Here is a 16,890-nt window from a genome sequence, read left to right as displayed (position 1 = left end):
CAAGCTGGTCCGTGACATTCATCGTTGCAATTTCAGAAGCGATGGCAGCCCCGGCTCTACCCGCAAGTATCAAAGCGGTAAGAACTGGCCCAAGCTCAATGGTAACCATTTTCCCTACACCCGCTCCAAGCAGATCGAGGGGCAAAAGTCCTCTTATCTGGTAGGCACTCTGAACACTGGTAACCATTCCAGTGAAAGAAGCAGCAAGAGCGACGATGAAGAGGGAGCTTATAGCAAAAAATTCCAGCTGCCTCAAAACCTCTTCCCTTTTTAAACCGACAATTCCGGAAAGGGAGTAATAGACCATTAAAAAATAAGCACCAAGATGCCTTAATACTTCTCTTAAAAAAGGAACTACCACCTGAACCTTTCCAGAAAATGTGTATCTATGTTTCCCTGAACAAAATCTTCATTTTCCAGTAATTTAAGGAAAAAAGGAATCGTTGTCTTAACTCCATCGATAACTGTCTCTTCTAAAGTCCTTTTCATCCTTGAAATAGCAGAAATCCTATCTCTATCATGAACAATTAATTTCATGATCAACGAATCATAATACGGGGGAATATAATATCCCTGGTAGATGTGGGTATCTACTCTGACTCCCGGCCCACCTGGAAGGTGAAGGAGATTGATTTTCCCAGGTGAAGGTGTAAAGCCACGCTCCGGATCCTCAGCGTTAACCCTTACCTCTATTGAATGCCCTGTAAGTTTTATTTCTTCCTGCTTTAGATTTAATTTTTCACCCATAGCTACAAGAATTTGAAGCTTTACAAGATCAACACCGGTCACCCATTCTGTTACCGGATGCTCAACCTGAATACGTGTATTCATTTCCATAAAGTAAAAATTGCCCTCTTGGTCCATCAAAAATTCAAGGGTGCCAGCGGAATAATAGCCAATGGAAAGAGCGCCTTTGACAGCATAAGCGCCTATCTTATCTCTCATTTCTGGTGACACAGCCGGTGAAGGAGATTCTTCCAATAACTTTTGATGTCTCCGCTGAATGGAACACTCTCTTTCCCCTAAATGAACCATATTACCATAGCGATCTCCTATCACTTGAACTTCGACGTGCCTTGGTCTTTCAACATATTTTTCTATGTAAACTCTGGGGTCACCGAAGGCAGCTTCTGCTTCTTTCTGGGCCATATTGAAAGCCCTCTCAAGAGCTTCCATATCTCTCACTACCCTCATGCCCTTCCCACCACCGCCAGCTGCAGCCTTAATAATAACGGGCAAACCTATCTCCCTGACTACCCTAACTGCCTCTTCAAAGGAGGTGACGGGATCTTCAGTACCCGGAAGTATAGGAACTCCCACCCTCTTCATAGTCCTTTTAGCTTCGATCTTATCCCCCATCAATCTTATACTTGAAGAAGAAGGGCCGATAAAAACAAATCCACTAGCCTCTACGAGTTCAGCAAAATCCGGATTTTCGGATAGAAAACCATAACCTGGGTGAATGGCATCAACTCCAGCGATCTCCGCAGCGCTTAGAATCCGAGAAAAATTAAGGTAGCTTTCCTTAGATGGCGCGGGACCTATACAAATAGCGTAATCAGCCATCTCTACGTGGAGTGAATCCTTATCGGCTTCAGAATAGACTGCAACGGATTCAATTCCCAACTCTCGAAGTGCCCTTATCACCCTTACCGCAATCTCTCCTCTATTAGCAACGAGTACCCTTTTAAACATGATGATATTTTAAAGTTTTACCGGGAAACCAACAAAATCAAAATTGTCTTTGACATCTGAAATCTTTACAAATCCAACCCACTTCCTATTTCTTAACCCTTTTACTTCAATACCAAAATCGATCTCTTTTGCATCGTATTGAGTCCATCCCTCTCCATTTTCATAAAAAGCCAACACGCTTTTTCCCTTTAATCCTTCCTGAACTTTTCCCATAACCTCATATGCCACTTGGTAAGCTATCTCGTAGCGCTCATCTTTAATTTCTGGTTCAAGATCATTTAATGTGTACGAACTGGCGGATGGCTCATGAGAATACTTAAAAATGGCTATCCTCTCTGGCTTCTCCTTTTCAAGAAAATTGATCAATAGTTCAAAGTCTTGTTCCCCTTCGAGGGGATACCCTACCATAATGTCAACACGGATAAAAAAACCAGGCAGATATTTTCTTACAAGTTCAATTGCGCGTTTTACGGACCTTTCCCCACCAGCCCTCTTCATTGATTTTAAGACTCTATCGGAGACATGCTGAATAGGAACATGAAGATAGGGCAAAATACCTGGTATTTCTCTTATTAAACGGATAAGTTTCTCATTTATACCATGGGGATGAAGGTACATAAGTCTATAGTATGGACCTACTGGGAGTCTTTCGAGAAGGGAAAGAAGGTTAACTCCAATATCTGCACCATAAAGAGTCAAGTCCTGTGCGATCAAGACAAATTCTTTAACCCCAATATCTCGCAAATACGCTATCTCTTTTACTATATCGTTAATAGGGCGTGAACGGAGTGGACCTCTTATTTTAGAAATTACGCAATAACTGCATTTGCGGATGCAGCCTTCCTGCACTTTTACATAATGGGATAAAGTAACTTTCGAAAAATCTTGATTTTCAAAATTGGGCAAAATCGTTTGTTTTAAACATTTATTTTCTCTTCCCTCCCCCGCAATGGTATCTATCTTAGCAAGCTCGACATCTTTCTCCTTCAAAAAATCATTTCCATACCTCTCAACGGCACAGCCTGTAATTAGAACTTTTTTCTTCCTCCTCCGCCAATACGAAACCCTTTCTTTAAGTTCACCGATAGCCTCCTGCAAAAAGCCACAACTATTAATTATAATTACCTCTGCCTCCTTGGAACTCGCAGGAAACTTTCCCTGAAGCTTGAGCCTTTTTGAGATTATTCTTGAATCCACCTCGTTTTTGGGACATCCCAGGGTCTCTATATAAAAAGAGCTAAAATCCATCATAAAGCCTTTCGGCAAGCAGTGGATTTAAACCAGCATGGATCACTTCCGCCACAGTTTCGAAAATATCATATTCCACCCTGTAATGTCTGTAAACTCCTTCTTCCATATCAAGAATGCCAAAACTGGCCTCAGGATTCCCATCCCTTGGTTGCCCTACGCTCCCAGGGTTAATCAGGTAGCGTTTCCCTTCTTTAAATCTCACATACTTTTCAAGGCTGATTACTTTCTCCCTTTCTTCGTCATATTCATATATAACGGGTATGTGGGTATGTCCAAAAAAAGTAACTCTTTTGGACGTGAGTCTCAATTCTCTTCCAGCTTGAATAGATGAGTATATATATTCAAACTCTTCTGGTTCTGAAGGTGAACCATGAACAAACATAAAACCATCTGTTTCTGCGGTAAAGGGCAAAGATTTTAAAAACTCAAGGGTTTCCTTAGAAATAACACTGATGTTATAAAACAGTGCTTCCCTTGCAAGCTCGTTAAAATTGAGGGTAATTGATTGAGGATGCAAAAGTCCATAGTCATGATTTCCCATGACTGCAATAGCAAGGTCATTTTTAATAAGCTCTACAACTTGATTGGGCCTTGTATAATAGCCAACGAAATCACCAAGACAGATTATTTTGTCATAGCCAATTCTTCTGGCCTTGGCAAGAACCGCCTTGAGGGCGGGCAGGTTAGAATGAATATCAGATATAACCAGGTATCTCAGTGTGAAACCCCCAAAGTTTTGGCAACTGAATCCATTACCGCGTTAACGAGAAGAGGCGCCCTATTAGAAGAGAACTTTTTTGCAAGATTCACCGCTTCAGAAATAGTAACCCTGTATGTGACATCGTCAATTCCAAGAAGTTCACATACACCAAGTTCCAAAATCGACAAATCTAAGGGGTTCATCCTCTCTATTTCCCACCTTTCAAGGTGCTGACCTATCAGTTCCAGCGCTTTGTTTTTATGTTGTTCATATGCCTCAATAAGCCTCTCATAAAAGTTTCTCGCCTCCTCATCCACTTTGGAAATTTGCAAATCTTCTTCATCAAGAAGAGATAACACATCCTGTTCACAATCCTTTGCCCTCAACTTTTCTTTGATCTTCAAACAATAAACAGTTAACAGGGCCAATTCCCTTGCCACTCTTCGGGATTCAGCTATTCCCATATCCGAAAAATTCTCTTAAAGCCCTTATCAGCTTTTCATTTTGCTCCTGTGTCCCCACCGTTATTCTAAGGGAGGTAGGTAACCCATAGTTCTTAACAGGTCTTACTATAATCCCCCTCTTTAGCAGGTAATTATAAGGAGTATCAGAATCCACCCCAAAATCCACAAGGATAAAGTTGCAAGCCGATTCGTAGTATTTTAAATTAAGCGCACTTAACTCCTTGTAAAGATACTCCAGGCCCCTTTTATTAACCGTTAATGATCTTTCAACGTGCTCGCTATCATCCAATGCATGATAAGCAGCTATTTGAGACAGCGTGTTAACATTAAAAGGCAATCGCGTTCTCCTTAAAGCATCAATAATGTCCTTTTTCGCAAAGGCATACCCCAGTCTAAGTCCCGCAAGCCCATAAATCTTTGAAAAAGTGCGCAAAATAATCACATTTTTACCGTTTTTCACATACTCTATTGTCTCTTTAAATTTGTCTCCCTTTATGTACTCATAATAGGCCTCATCCCATACAACAATTACATCCTCGGGCACGTGCTTCATGAAGTCCTCAACTTCCCTCTTCTCGCAATAGGTACCTGTGGGATTATTAGGATTAGCAATAAAAACAACCTTAGTGTCCTCCCTTATCGCTTTCAAAATTGCCTCAAGGTTAATCTTACCATTCAGCATGGGTGTTTCTATGACATTAGCACCAATTAACTCACCAATTATTTTATACATGATGAAGGACTTTTCTGAAGTAACAATGCTCTCTCCAGGATTTACGAAAGCAAGGCCTATCATAAGCATTATTTCGACAGAACCATTACCCAGGATTACCTCATCGATCGTGAGGCTATTCAATTCCGAAAGCTTTTTAACCAGATTATAGGCAGCGTCATCAGGATAAAGATTAAGTTCACTAAGCTTCTTAGAAATGGCTTCAATAGCCTTCGGTGATGGTCCCAGGGGATTCTCATTAGATGCCAGTTTGATTATCTCTCCGGCAATTCCAAGTTCCCGTGCAAGTTCCTCAATGGGCTTGCCGGGAATATAAGGTTTCACGCTTCTCAATTTCCATCGGGCAAGGTTATGCATTTCCCCTCCAAAGGTTTACTAATTAATATTTTTTTCCCATTTTTCGAGAAGATGACAATTTTTGAATCGGGTCTTGAAAACAGAAGCCTGACCTGATTCCCCGAGACAATTCCAACAGGGAAATCTTCCGAAAAGATTTCAGTTCTGGAAAGAAGCTCCGGCTCTACATTATACTCTCTATAATACACTCCAGTGTATCCAAAATACGAAAGTAAACCAACAAATACTTTAAGCGCTATAAACTTAGCAACTTCACTTTCAGCAAGCCACTCTTTTCCAAATATACCCTTGGAATTGATAACAATCCTTGGTCCAGAAAGTTGAATCACAAAATAGTTACCATAAGGCATAATTAAAGACGGTGGATCGTCTTTATAAAGTCTAATTCCATAAACAGCTTCAGCAAACTTTCTTGAATTTTCGTCTCTCTCGTAGAAAAACACGTATAAATCATCTTTTACGTGTAATCTCGAGTTGCTAATCTGCACAGAAGCATCAACACATTCCTTCACTGCCTTCTTCACCTTTGAGTAGTCATCAATCTCCTGCCATGGATAATCCCTTGTTAATACTGGGATACCACCCGCACTTTTAACCAGCACCCCCAGAATTTCCGCTATTTTCCAGCTTCTTCTTACTGCAGAATAATCCGAAAAATCTCTGTTATCAATATCAATCAATATCTTCTTACCATGCAAAACGCCATTGTAAAGGGGTTTCAAATAAATCTTATCTACGAATTCAGTGGAAAGCTCTGTCTCAAAAGCATAATAACCTTCCTTTAAAAATATAACCTTTTCCTTTTCCTCTTCACGGCTTCTTTCCAGTTCAAAAATTCCAAATTCATCACTAAAAGCAACAAAATCTTCACCCTGGATCAGCACATTTTTCAGAGGCTTTTTCGTATTCTCATCATAAACAAAGCCAGTAATGTTGGTTTTTCTCTTCGGGACATTTTCCACGGACAACCTGCCGTCCAAATTACCTATGGAAAAGTTGAGCTTTATCTCGTCCTTTACGCCTTTTAGCAAGATGTAAAAAGACCCGGTCTCGTCCGAAATTTCCCGTTTGGCCTCTATAATCGTTTCCAATTCACCGGGTTTGTAAATTCCCCTTCTTATTGCTCTAACACTGGCCTCAATTTTCTCAATACTAAGACGTACCCCTTCGGGTATGGGATTAAGATGCTTATCAAATCCTCTAATTTTGATTAGCTGGTAACCAGCATAGGGCAAGATCGATGCGGTAAAATATTCCACATCCGTTTCAATTTCAATGGTTTCCATTACATGAGGAAGCCCTTTACCTGATAAAGTTCTGCCCTTTATTTCCACATGGTGAAACCCATAAGGTAAATATTCCTTTATTAGAGCAACTTCCTTCCCCACCACCTGAAAATAATTGAATTCCTTCCCGTCAACAAACACCTTCAATTGATTGCGGGAAACTTCCTCACTGAAAGCAAAGGAGATTAATTTTTCTCTAATCTCAAACCCTTTATACTCGCAAAAACCAAACGCGGAAAACTTAATAAGGGCACTCGCTACCATGGTAGAAATTTCTTCCAACCGTTTTCCCTTCAGTAACTTCATTTCCTCTTCGTGATTGGTGATGTATGAACACTCCAAAAGCAACTTAACCGGCACCTTGCTCTTTAGTACAGTATATCTTGATGGAATGGGACCAACGCAAGGGATATCAAATCGACTTCTGAACTCCTCACATATAAGTTCTCCAAGATCCATGGAAGGTCCGCTTTCTTCAAAGGGAATATAAACCTCTGTCCTATTTAAATTTGGATTTCTTAATGCATCAGCATTAAAATGAATAGAAATAAAGATGTCTGCATCCTTGGTTTCGGCAAATTTTACCCTTTCTTCTAATGGGACATCTACATCTCCTTCCCGTGTCAAAAAAACCTGGAACTTACTTTCTAAAAGATCTTTTAAAAGGAAAACCAGCTTTAAATTCAGTTCCTTTTCTGTAAGGCCAGAAGACCCAACAGCACCGGTGGATTGGCCACCGTGTCCTGGATCTAAAACCAGCCTAAGTTTATTAGAGCGCATGTGTTTAATTTTACATGATAAAACGCGAAAGTAAAAGAAGATACTTAGAAAACCATTGAAATATACGATTTGCAATGATTCAAAATCAAGTTTAAACTTAATACACTCAAAGGAGGAGTAAAATGAACGTTGGTACCCTTGATGCAATAATTAGGGCAATTGTGGGTTGGGCACTAATACACCTACAACCAGTCCTAAAAGTACAGATGAGTAAGCCCCTGAAAGCTATCCTTCTCATTATTGGACTCATCCTACTGATTACAGCCATTACAAGATATTGCGGACTTTACAAACTTTTTAACATATCAACGCTTTAACGTCCAAAACACAAGAGAAATTTTAGGTATTACACAATCAATTAAAGCATTTGGTGGTAAGTTGTTACTTTTTAAAAATTTACACAGATTTGTCTTTATAATTAAACCATGCCGATACCCGAAAAGTTATTAGAATTTATTTGTTGTCCAAAATGTAAAGGTGACCTGGTTTATGACCGCGAGCATGATTTCCTCATCTGCCCAAACTGCAAATTAAAGTACCCCATAATAGACGACATTCCCGTTCTTATTATTGAGGAGGCAAAGCCGATAGATGATTCTAATTCTTTTAACTCTTAACTTTATTTCAGATTTTTTCAAGATTGAAAAGAAGCTGGACAATGAACTAATTATAAAGTTTAAAGGCCCAGAGCTTTTTGCTACCTACAGCAATTCAGAGGAAGAAAAATACATCTTTCCTGTAGGAGACCTCCTCATCTCTTCATCACCGGATGACCCATTTTTGCCCTACTATGAAATAAAGGTTGCCCTCAATTCCATTACAAAATTTAACTGCTCAGTAAGGCCCTTAAGGGTCGAATCTTATCATAACCTTCTCCTTCCAACGGTTCCCAAATTCAGGAATGACGGGTTAAGCATAGAATTTTCAACTTACAGAGGAAGCAAAACACCCTCAGAAAATCTTATCTACAAAGGGGAAACAGTAATTATTAATGGGATTCCATCTGCCTATATCTATTTTACCCCTTACTCTTACGACCCATTCACAAAAACCTTTCAGTACATAAAAGACGCAGAGATAGTGATTCATTTTGATAAACCTCAGAAATCTCCCACGCTTACACAGGGATGGTACGATTCCTATCTTGAACCTAATTTCCTTAACTACTCAGGTGTCATGGCTGAAAAGGAAAAATTGCTTCCAAGTAATCCCTTTGATGAGGGTATTCTGTGGTTCCAATTTAAAATAACAGAGGAAGGTTTTTATTCGGTTTCTTACGAAGACCTTGAAAAAGCTGGACTTCCCTATCCTTTTCCAATACAGCAGATGGCAATCTTTATAAGATCTGTAGATACATTGCCATCTTCACCAGCCGACACCATAAATCATTTTAATAAATTGCCTTTTGAAGTTCTGGACAATAATGGAGACGGAACTTTCAACAGTGGAGACGAATTAAGATTTTTTTCACCAGGTCCAAAAGGGCTGAGAAACTATTTAATGGGAAATGAAAGAACCCCTTTAGAGATTATTAAGCAGATAAAGTATTTTAAAAATCCCTATACTGACACCCTCTCCGTCTGGTTAGTCTTCGGCATAAGTGGAGAAAGTTTTCAGGTAGAAAATCTTGCTTCATCTCAGGAAATCAACGAACTTTATACTTACTACCACTATGAAAAAGACCTAGTAAACATAGCCTGGAAAGGCTTGTTGTGGCTTGGCGAAGAAATTTTCAGGCCAGCCTCTTCGCAAGAATTCGGAATTAACTACCATTTTGACCTACATTCCCTTGCTTCTCGTAATGGCTTTTTCAGAATTCAGTATGCGGGTGCTACGGGGACATATCACCAATTTAAAGCGGTGTTAAACTTTCAGGATACCTTGCAGGACTTCTCCACCGGGTATGTGGTGAGAGAGCTTTTTGGAATAGTAAATTCAATATCGGAATCAAACACATTGAAGTGCCAGCTTTCAACTACAAATCCATCAGTAGAAGATAGAATATATATCGACTACTTTACCCTTTACTACAAAAAAGTGGTTACAGCCTTAAGTGACGAAACCGCCTTCTTCGCTGATACCGATTCAACGGTTGCAAGGTTACCCATAGGGTCAGACATCCAAGCTGTCTTTGATGTTACAAACCTATATCATCCAAGGAAACTGGGAATTTTCGCTTACGACAAAGGACGTTACATCTCGGACACTTTAAAACCTGGAAAAATCTACTACTTTGCATCTTCCATCAAAAAACCTGTTAAGATCCAACTAACCCCGGAAGCAGGGGCTCTATACAGGCTGAGGGAAAACATTAACTATATATTAATAACCCAAAAGTCCTTTGTATCATCACTCATAAGGTACAAAAACTACCGCGAGAAAAATATGCTAAAATTCGTTGATGGAAACTGGGAAAGAAGCAATGGAGTGGTTGAAATATGCACCGTTGAAGATATAATGAGAGACTTTGGATTTGGAATCTATGACCCTGTAGCCATAAGAAACTTTCTAAAATTTCAATACGAAAAAGGAAACGGAAACCTTATTTATGTCGGGCTTTTTGGGGACGCTTGCTACGATTACAAGAACATTAATAAAACCTATGGGAACCTCGTTCCTGCCTACGAGCCATTCTTATCAGCCAATATTGAAGAAGAAAAGGGCGCAAAGGACGATTTTTACGCAGATTTTGATGGAGACGGATTTGCCGACCTCTTAATAGGGAGGGTTCCTTTCAGAACAAAGGAACAACTGGGAATTTTCTTAGATAAACTATACAAATATGAGAATAACACTGTATTCAACAACTGGCGCACAAAAGTCATATTCATAGCAGATGACGAGTATGGAGAGAGCGGGTACCCGAATGAAATAGGATTTCACATCCCACTTGCCAATAATATCAGAAGAGACACCATGATCACACCCCCTTTTTTAGAAATTAAACTCGTCTATGAGACATCTTACGGAGTCGTGGGGAATAGTGTGGACAGAATAAGAAGGGGTAAGGAAGCTAAGAAAGATTTTATAAGAAAATTCAATGAAGGAAGTTTTATCACAACCTTCTTTGGACATGGTAATCCCGTCCAATTGACCCATGAGCAATTACTGCTTCTTCAGGACTTACCTCTACTTAACACAAATTACAAAAACCCTATCTCTATGTTTCTCTCCTGCAAGGTGGGGGCCTTTACAAGAGAGAATCCACCCCTGGGAATTGCAGAGTATATGGCCATATACAATCAAAGCATTGGTACAATTGGCTCAACCATCGGGCAGTTCGTTTCGATAAACTACTTCTTTGGGCGTAATATTCACAGTACTCTTTCAGACAGGAAACTCCATCCCCTGGGAGAAGTAGTTAACAGAGCGAAAACCAGCTCATCATCTCTGACCTATTACCATTTATTTGGAGACCCTGCCACCATTGTTTACTTACCCCTGCCAGATTTTACGTTAAATCTACCCGCACCTGATACCCTGTGGATTGCGAGGAAAAACACCTTTGAGTTGACAAATCTACAACAAAATTCAGAATATTATGCAATCTTGTTCCATAAGCCTTACGAAGAAACTTATACCAATCCATCAAGTCCCACGGTTTCCGTTACTTACCTTGGCGAAAACAAAGTGCTATACAGAGCACCGTTCTCGCCAGGTGGTGAAAAGGATTCTATATCCTTTTTTATGCCAGGAACCGCCGATACCGGTACTGGCTTCTGCTTTTCAATACTGAGAAAGGCATCTGATAAAAATATCCACACCCTTCACATATCAGACCTGATTGCTTCCCTCGGCAACATATCAACCCAAGACCGCAACGGACCTGATATAAAGGTATACATAAATGGAAGAGAAGCTTCGGAGGTCACGGAAGCCCCACTCTCTTTTAGACTTAAAGTTATTCTCGAAGACAGTTCCGGTATAAACCTTTATAATGTTTTTGCCGAGGAGAAAGGTGTTATGCTTTTTGTAGATAACGGTTTCATCGATTTAACACCTTATTTTGAATTCTACCCCAACTCTTACACAAAAGGGGAAGTGAATTACCTCTTCTCCTCAGAACAACCAGGCACTAAAGAGTTTAAACTTGTTGCATATGATAACCTTAACAACATGAGCCAGAAAAGTTTTAAGCTAAACTTAAAAAGCACAGTGGAGCTCTGCGATGAGTTTCTCATATTTCCCAATCCTGTAAGTAAAGGAGACAGGGTTTATTTCACCTTCAGAATAAATAAAAGTGCACATGCCAAGTTTGAGATCTTCACAATTTCAGGACGAAAGATTTATCAAAGTGTAGAAACCGAATTCCCGGAAGGCTTTAACCGGATCTCCTGGAACCTAAGGGACACTTTTGGGGAAAAGGTTTCCAATGGTCTCTATTTTGTAAAATTGTCTATAAAAACCGCCGATGGCCAAAAAAAGGAATTAATAAAAGGTTTTGTGATAGGAAAATAGGAGGTTTAGGATGGCACTGGAAAAAAATTTTGAAGAAAAAATGGACACAATAATCGGCCAGGGAGCCGAGGTAACAGGCAACATATCTGTCTTAGGAAGCGCCAGGATAGACGGAAAATTCAAAGGAAACGTGAAGGTGCAAGGCACCCTGATCGTCGGAAAGGCCGGCGTTGTTGAAGGTGATGAGATCTCTGCAAAATCAGCAGTAATTGGGGGTACAGTCCGCGGAAAGCTTCACGTTGAAGAAAAGGTTCTTTTTGAGTCCACTGCGAGATTCACGGGGGAACTGACTTGTAAAACTCTCGTAGTAGAAGAAGGGGTCATATTCGAAGGCACCTGTTCAATGCAGAAAACCCAACCTAAGGAGGCAAAATAGGAACAATTTTCGACTCACACTGCCACTTAAACGATCCGCAGTTCAAAAAAGACCTAGATGAAGTCATTGAAAGAGCAAAATTTTTTGGTGTTGAAAAGATCCTAATACCCGGCTACGATCTGCCTTCTTCAATAAAGGCTTTGGAAATAGCAGAGAAGTACAATTTTTATGCCTCTTGCGGACTTCATCCCCATGACGCAAAAAAATTCACTACCACTACATTAAGGGAGATGGAAAGGCTCATAAAATCCAGCTCTAAAGTTGTTGCCATTGGAGAAATTGGCCTTGATTTTTACAAAAACTATTCACCACAAGATATCCAGCGGGAAGTATTCAAACAGTTTCTTCAATTCGCTGAAGAGTTCAAAAAACCTGTCATTCTCCACGTAAGAGATGCCTATAAGGAGGTCCTTGAGATCATAAAAGAATTCCACTTGGTATCCGTTGTTTTTCATTGTTTCAGCGGAGGGCCTCAAGAAGCGGAAGTAATATTACAGGAAGCGAATTACTACATCTCTTTCTCCGGTACCATTACATACAAAAATGAGGCACTGCAGAAAGTTGCGAAGATTGTCCCGGTAGAAAAAATTTTAATTGAAACCGATGCCCCCTACTTAACTCCTTCTTTGGAAAAAGGTCGGAACGAACCGGCTTACCTTAGACATGTGCTCAAGAAAATAAGCGACCTTAAGAAGATAGATTATGAAGAATTAGCTGAAATAACTTATAACAACACCCTTAAAGCCTTTAAAATTCAGGAAAAAATGTGAAATAAAAACGCCCCCTCCTATAGGAGGGGGCGTTAAAAATCTACGCTTTCAATACCTTTTCTATTCTCTCCAAGGCCCAGTCGATCTCTTCTTTGGTGATTACAAGAGGTGGTGCGAAACGGATCACCTGTTCATGGGTCTCCTTGGCAAGAATTCCAAGCTCCATTAACTTTTCGCAAAATGGTCTTGCACTACCGTATTCTTTCTTTATTTCCACACCAATAAGAAGGCCTCTACCCCTCACTTCCTTAACATAAGGGCTATTGATTTCCCTAAGTCTCTTCATAAAGTAATTCCCCAGTTCTTCCGCTCTTTCTGGAAGTCTCTCTTCAACTATCACATCAATAGCTGCCATAGCGACCGCCGCAGCAAGGGGGTTACCACCAAAGGTAGAACCATGATCCCCGGGTCTGAAAACATCCATCACCTCTTCATTCGCCAGGATTGCTGAGACTGGATAAACACCACCACCAAGGGCTTTCCCGACAATGAGAATATCCGGCTTAACCCCTTCCCTATCCATTGCAAAGAGGGTGCCCGTTCTTCCAAACCCCGTCTGAATCTCATCAGCCATTAAAAGCACATTGTGTTTTTTCGTGATTTCTCTAATTGCCTTATAGTAACCTTCGGGGGGCACAATCACCCCACCCTCTCCTTGAATTGGTTCTACAAGAAAACCTACTGTATTCGGAGTTATTGCCTTTTCAAGAGCCTCTGCATCACCAAAAGGAATCATTTTGAAACCGGGTGTAAAAGGCCCGAAACCAAATCTGTACTGTGGTTCAGAAGAAAAGCTGATTATTGTGATCGTTCTGCCATGGAAATTATTTTCACAAACTATTATCTCAGCCTTGTCTTCCTCAACCTTCTTCTTTAAATATCCCCATTTCCTTGCAGTCTTTATAGCGGTCTCTACTGCCTCTGCCCCTGTATTCATAGGAAGAGCTTTATCAAAACCAGCAACCTCACAGAGTTTTTTCAAAAAAGCACCCATCTTATCATTATGGAAAGCTCTGGAAGTAAGAGTTATTCTGTTTGCCTGTTCAATCAAAGCGTTGATGATTTTGGGGTGCCTATGGCCCTGATTAACAGCAGAATAAGCACTTAAGCAGTCAAGATACTTCTTACCTTCAACATCCCAAACCCAGACTCCTTCACCTTTTGACAGTACAACGGGAAGTGGATGGTAATTATGAGCACTATACTTCTCTGCTTCTTTAATGAATTGTTCTGTAAGGCTCATTTGTTTTACCTCCTTTTTCTTAATTTTAAGCGATTGTGAAAGGAAAAACAAAGTAGTATAAAACTATTCACAAACTATCATCGGTAAGAAGAATAAAGTTGCTCATAAAGCCAAATTTATAAAGCACCGCTTAGCATGCAAATAGTTCAGGAAGGAACAAAAGTATCAAAATCGGCAATATATTTTCGCTGTATTTAATGCAGGCCATTTATCCCTCGTCCCTCTTGATTTGATGAGATATTTAACTTAATATTATCTAAAGGCTTAACAGGAGCAATATGTTATGAATAAGCATGCTCTTTCCCGTGAAGAAGCAGAAAAGAGAATAAAAGAGTTAAGAGAACAAATAAACTACCACAACTACCGTTATTACGTTTTGAATAGCCCTCTTATATCTGATGCCGAATACGATGAGCTAATGAGAGAACTTCAAGAACTTGAGAGTCTTTACCCCGACCTCATAACACCCGACTCACCAACCCAGAGAGTCGGGGCACCGCCTCAAGAAGAATTTGGAACCATAGAACATGAATTACCAATGCTTTCTATACAGGATGCAAGGAATGAGGATGAGATAAGGGATTTCGACGCTCGTATAAAGAGGTTTCTTGGGCTTCCTCAATCGGCAAACATAGAGTATTCCGTCGAGCCCAAATTTGATGGACTTTCCTGTGAACTCACATACATTAGCGGCATCTATACCTCTGCGGCTACAAGGGGGGATGGTTTTAAAGGCGAAGATGTAACACTAAACGCTAAAACAATAAAATCAATACCGTTAAGGCTCCTCTCTGGATTCACCATTCCACAAAAGGTGCAGATTCGCGGAGAGGTAATAATGAAAAAGAAGGACTTCGAAGCATTGAACGAAGAATTAGCAAAAAAGGGAGAGCCAACCTTTGCGAATCCGAGAAATGCAGCGGCCGGTTCTTTGAGACAGCTTGACCCAAACATCACAGCAAAAAGAAAATTGGACTTCATCGCCTGGGGACTCGGGGTTGTTGAAGGAATTAAATTTAAAACCCACTCCGAAGCCCTTGATGCCATTGAAAAGTGGGGATTCAAAGCTTCAAAACCCAGAAAAATCTGCAAAAACATTGACGAAGTGATTGAGTACTACAGATACATGGAAAACGTCAGGGATTCCTTAGAATACGAGTTGGACGGGATCGTCATAAAGGTAAACGATATGGATTTGTGGGAAAAGCTCGGCACTACGGCGAGGACACCCAGATATTTCCTGGCTGGAAAATTTAAACCAAGACAGAGAACAACCAGAATTGTTGACGTCGTATATCAGGTTGGACGAACTGGCCAAATCACTCCTGTTGCCATATTGGAACCTGTCGAAGTAGGAGGAGTTATTGTTCAGAGAGCAACTCTTCACAATTTCGACGAGGTACAAAGGCTTGGCGTAAAAATCGGTGATAAGGTAGTCGTTCAACGTGCTGGGGATGTCATACCCGATATTGTGCAGGTAATCAAAGAAGCAAGAACTGGTGAAGAAAAGGAAATCCTCCCTCCTGAAAAGTGTCCCGTATGCGGTGCCAAAGTGGTAAGGGAAGGCGCTTATTACCGTTGCGTCAGCATGCAATGCCCTGCAAAGTTAAAGGCGCACCTCCGCCACTTCGCTCAAAGAAGGGCAATGGACATTGAAGGTTTGGGCGAGAGAGTGGCAGAGCAGTTGGTGGATCGGGGGCTTGTAAAAGACGTAGCGGACCTATTTTACCTTAAGAAATCTCAACTTCTCACCCTTGAAGGTTTTGCTGATAAATCAGCCCAAAATTTAATGGATCAGATAAACAAAGCAAAGAAAACCACCCTTGCTCGCTTTCTTTATGCCCTTGGAATACCAAATGTAGGTGAATTCACGGCGAAAGTTCTTGCTGATAGGTTTAAATCTCTGGAAAAATTGATGAATGCAACCTACGAACAGCTAATCTCCATCCCGGGCATAGGACCTGAAACCGCATCCAGTATTATCGAATTTTTTAAAAATGAACAAAATAGACAGATACTTAAAAAATTTCTCGACGTAGGGATCACCTTCGAAGAGGTAACAAAACCTGTCGCCGAATCTCCCTTCAAAGGAAAGACTGTTGTCTTCACTGGTGAGCTTGACAGCATGACCAGAGAGGAAGCTAAGGAGAAGGTTGAATCCCTCGGTGGAAAGGTCTCAAACTCCGTCTCTCGAAACACAGACTTCGTCGTGGTGGGTAAAAACCCAGGTTCTAAGTATCAGAAAGCGCTGGAACTTAAAGTCAAAATTTTGAACGAAGAGGAATTTCTGAAACTTCTTAAGGAGGCAGGATTATTATAAGGAGATACATCCGCTACTTTATCATAATAAACCTTTTCTGGACTCGCCCATCTCAATGGGTTTATGTAGCAAGTGGAAACAAAAATTACCTCTTTGAAGCAAAGGACGGCAAGCTGCAGATGGGTGGATATACCTTTGATGAATACAGGGTGGAAGACCCTTACACGAAATTTGTAAAAACAGCCCAGGATTCCGGCTATTTTAGCGGTGACCTCATCTTGAAATGTATTGGCAACTCTATCTACCTTCAAAACATCGTGGATGAAGAGGACTACGTAATTTCTTGCACCCAAAACGTTGTCCAGCAGGATACGATAAAAGAATATATAAAAGCTGTAGCGGTTATTATTAGAACGTACCTCTACCACCTTATTAGTGAAAACATCTATATGTTCCCAGACTCTCTCCCGTACTGGAAATATACAGGTGTTGGGAATATATCTAAACTCGTAAAAAC

Annotated in this window: 15 protein-coding genes; 7 read left to right on the top strand and 8 right to left on the bottom strand. The window is 40.5% G+C overall.

What is annotated here, in order from left to right; genetic code table 11:
• From QMD82_03160 to QMD82_03130, 7 genes are all read right to left on the bottom strand, one after another.
• Window positions 1-361 (bottom strand): ABC transporter permease (locus QMD82_03160; GenBank protein MDI6850921.1); only part of this gene is annotated, 361 nt, incomplete at its 3' end.
• Window positions 355-1,695 (bottom strand): acetyl-CoA carboxylase biotin carboxylase subunit, encoded by a 1,341-nt coding sequence (gene accC, locus QMD82_03155; GenBank protein ID MDI6850920.1) that lies wholly within the window; start codon window positions 1,693-1,695, stop codon window positions 355-357. The genes accC and QMD82_03160, both read right to left, overlap by 7 nt.
• A 9-nt stretch (window positions 1,696-1,704) precedes the next feature.
• Window positions 1,705-2,946: a MiaB/RimO family radical SAM methylthiotransferase gene (locus tag QMD82_03150; protein ID MDI6850919.1), complete on the bottom strand. Its 1,242-nt coding sequence runs from the start codon at window positions 2,944-2,946 to the stop codon at window positions 1,705-1,707.
• A complete protein-coding gene (locus QMD82_03145; protein ID MDI6850918.1) occupies window positions 2,933-3,649 on the bottom strand; it encodes a metallophosphoesterase family protein in 717 nt (238 codons plus the stop codon). Before QMD82_03145 ends, QMD82_03150 begins: the two co-directional genes overlap by 14 nt.
• A gap of 11 nt (window positions 3,650-3,660) precedes the next feature.
• Window positions 3,661-4,110 carry a transcription antitermination factor NusB gene (gene nusB, locus QMD82_03140; GenBank protein MDI6850917.1) on the bottom strand — a complete coding sequence of 150 codons (450 nt, stop codon included), beginning with the start codon at window positions 4,108-4,110 and terminating at the stop codon, window positions 3,661-3,663.
• On the bottom strand, window positions 4,097-5,200 hold the full coding sequence (gene hisC / locus QMD82_03135) for a histidinol-phosphate transaminase (protein MDI6850916.1): 1,104 nt from the start codon (window positions 5,198-5,200) through the stop codon (window positions 4,097-4,099). The genes nusB and hisC overlap by 14 nt, the downstream gene beginning before the upstream one ends.
• Window positions 5,173-7,266: an N-acetylmuramoyl-L-alanine amidase gene (locus QMD82_03130; protein ID MDI6850915.1), complete on the bottom strand. Its 2,094-nt coding sequence runs from the start codon at window positions 7,264-7,266 to the stop codon at window positions 5,173-5,175. The genes hisC and QMD82_03130 overlap by 28 nt, the downstream gene beginning before the upstream one ends.
• Window positions 7,267-7,388: 122 nt before the next feature.
• Here QMD82_03130 and QMD82_03125 point away from each other — a divergent pair, with 122 nt between their 5' ends.
• From QMD82_03125 to QMD82_03105, 5 genes are all read left to right on the top strand, one after another.
• Window positions 7,389-7,583 (top strand): DUF2892 domain-containing protein, encoded by a 195-nt coding sequence (locus QMD82_03125; GenBank protein MDI6850914.1) that lies wholly within the window; start codon window positions 7,389-7,391, stop codon window positions 7,581-7,583.
• Window positions 7,584-7,691: 108 nt separating this feature from the next.
• Window positions 7,692-7,883: a Trm112 family protein gene (locus tag QMD82_03120; GenBank protein ID MDI6850913.1), complete on the top strand. Its 192-nt coding sequence runs from the start codon at window positions 7,692-7,694 to the stop codon at window positions 7,881-7,883.
• Window positions 7,858-11,724, top strand: a complete 3,867-nt coding sequence (locus QMD82_03115; GenBank protein ID MDI6850912.1) for a C25 family cysteine peptidase — start codon at window positions 7,858-7,860, stop codon at window positions 11,722-11,724. The genes QMD82_03120 and QMD82_03115 overlap by 26 nt, the downstream gene beginning before the upstream one ends.
• Before the next feature lie 10 nt (window positions 11,725-11,734).
• Window positions 11,735-12,100: a polymer-forming cytoskeletal protein gene (locus QMD82_03110; GenBank protein MDI6850911.1), complete on the top strand. Its 366-nt coding sequence runs from the start codon at window positions 11,735-11,737 to the stop codon at window positions 12,098-12,100.
• A gap of 5 nt (window positions 12,101-12,105) precedes the next feature.
• Window positions 12,106-12,870 (top strand): TatD family hydrolase, encoded by a 765-nt coding sequence (locus QMD82_03105; GenBank protein ID MDI6850910.1) that lies wholly within the window; start codon window positions 12,106-12,108, stop codon window positions 12,868-12,870.
• A 40-nt stretch (window positions 12,871-12,910) separates the two neighbouring features.
• Here the strand turns inward: QMD82_03105 and rocD are convergent, their stop codons facing one another.
• On the bottom strand, window positions 12,911-14,113 hold the full coding sequence (gene rocD / locus QMD82_03100; GenBank protein ID MDI6850909.1) for an ornithine--oxo-acid transaminase: 1,203 nt from the start codon (window positions 14,111-14,113) through the stop codon (window positions 12,911-12,913).
• A 283-nt stretch (window positions 14,114-14,396) separates the two neighbouring features.
• On the opposite strand from rocD, the gene ligA reads away from it, so the two are divergent.
• Window positions 14,397-16,433, top strand: a complete 2,037-nt coding sequence (gene ligA, locus QMD82_03095) for an NAD-dependent DNA ligase LigA (protein MDI6850908.1) — start codon at window positions 14,397-14,399, stop codon at window positions 16,431-16,433.
• Between the two features lie 119 nt (window positions 16,434-16,552).
• A partial coding sequence (locus QMD82_03090) for a SpoIID/LytB domain-containing protein (protein ID MDI6850907.1) occupies window positions 16,553-16,890 on the top strand: 338 nt, incomplete at its 3' end.

It is taken from the genome of bacterium, assembly GCA_030019025.1.
GTDB lineage: Bacteria > Hydrothermota > Hydrothermia > UBA1063 > UBA1063 > UBA1063.
This window is presented reverse-complemented; position numbering and strand designations above follow the sequence as displayed.

What these genes read in the sequence shown, in the direction of transcription:
- accC (MDI6850920.1), bottom strand. Translation starts at nt 1,695, where the DNA reads ATGTTTAAAAGGGTACTCGTTGCTAATAGAGGAGAGATTGCGGTAAGG.
- QMD82_03150 (MDI6850919.1), bottom strand. Translation starts at nt 2,946, where the DNA reads ATGATGGATTTTAGCTCTTTTTATATAGAGACCCTGGGATGTCCCAAA.
- nusB (MDI6850917.1), bottom strand. Translation starts at nt 4,110, where the DNA reads ATGGGAATAGCTGAATCCCGAAGAGTGGCAAGGGAATTGGCCCTGTTA.
- hisC (MDI6850916.1), bottom strand. Translation starts at nt 5,200, where the DNA reads ATGCATAACCTTGCCCGATGGAAATTGAGAAGCGTGAAACCTTATATT.
- QMD82_03130 (MDI6850915.1), bottom strand. Translation starts at nt 7,266, where the DNA reads ATGCGCTCTAATAAACTTAGGCTGGTTTTAGATCCAGGACACGGTGGC.
- QMD82_03125 (MDI6850914.1), top strand. Translation starts at nt 7,389, where the DNA reads ATGAACGTTGGTACCCTTGATGCAATAATTAGGGCAATTGTGGGTTGG.
- QMD82_03120 (MDI6850913.1), top strand. Translation starts at nt 7,692, where the DNA reads ATGCCGATACCCGAAAAGTTATTAGAATTTATTTGTTGTCCAAAATGT.
- QMD82_03115 (MDI6850912.1), top strand. Translation starts at nt 7,858, where the DNA reads ATGATTCTAATTCTTTTAACTCTTAACTTTATTTCAGATTTTTTCAAG.
- QMD82_03110 (MDI6850911.1), top strand. Translation starts at nt 11,735, where the DNA reads ATGGCACTGGAAAAAAATTTTGAAGAAAAAATGGACACAATAATCGGC.
- rocD (MDI6850909.1), bottom strand. Translation starts at nt 14,113, where the DNA reads ATGAGCCTTACAGAACAATTCATTAAAGAAGCAGAGAAGTATAGTGCT.
- ligA (MDI6850908.1), top strand. Translation starts at nt 14,397, where the DNA reads ATGAATAAGCATGCTCTTTCCCGTGAAGAAGCAGAAAAGAGAATAAAA.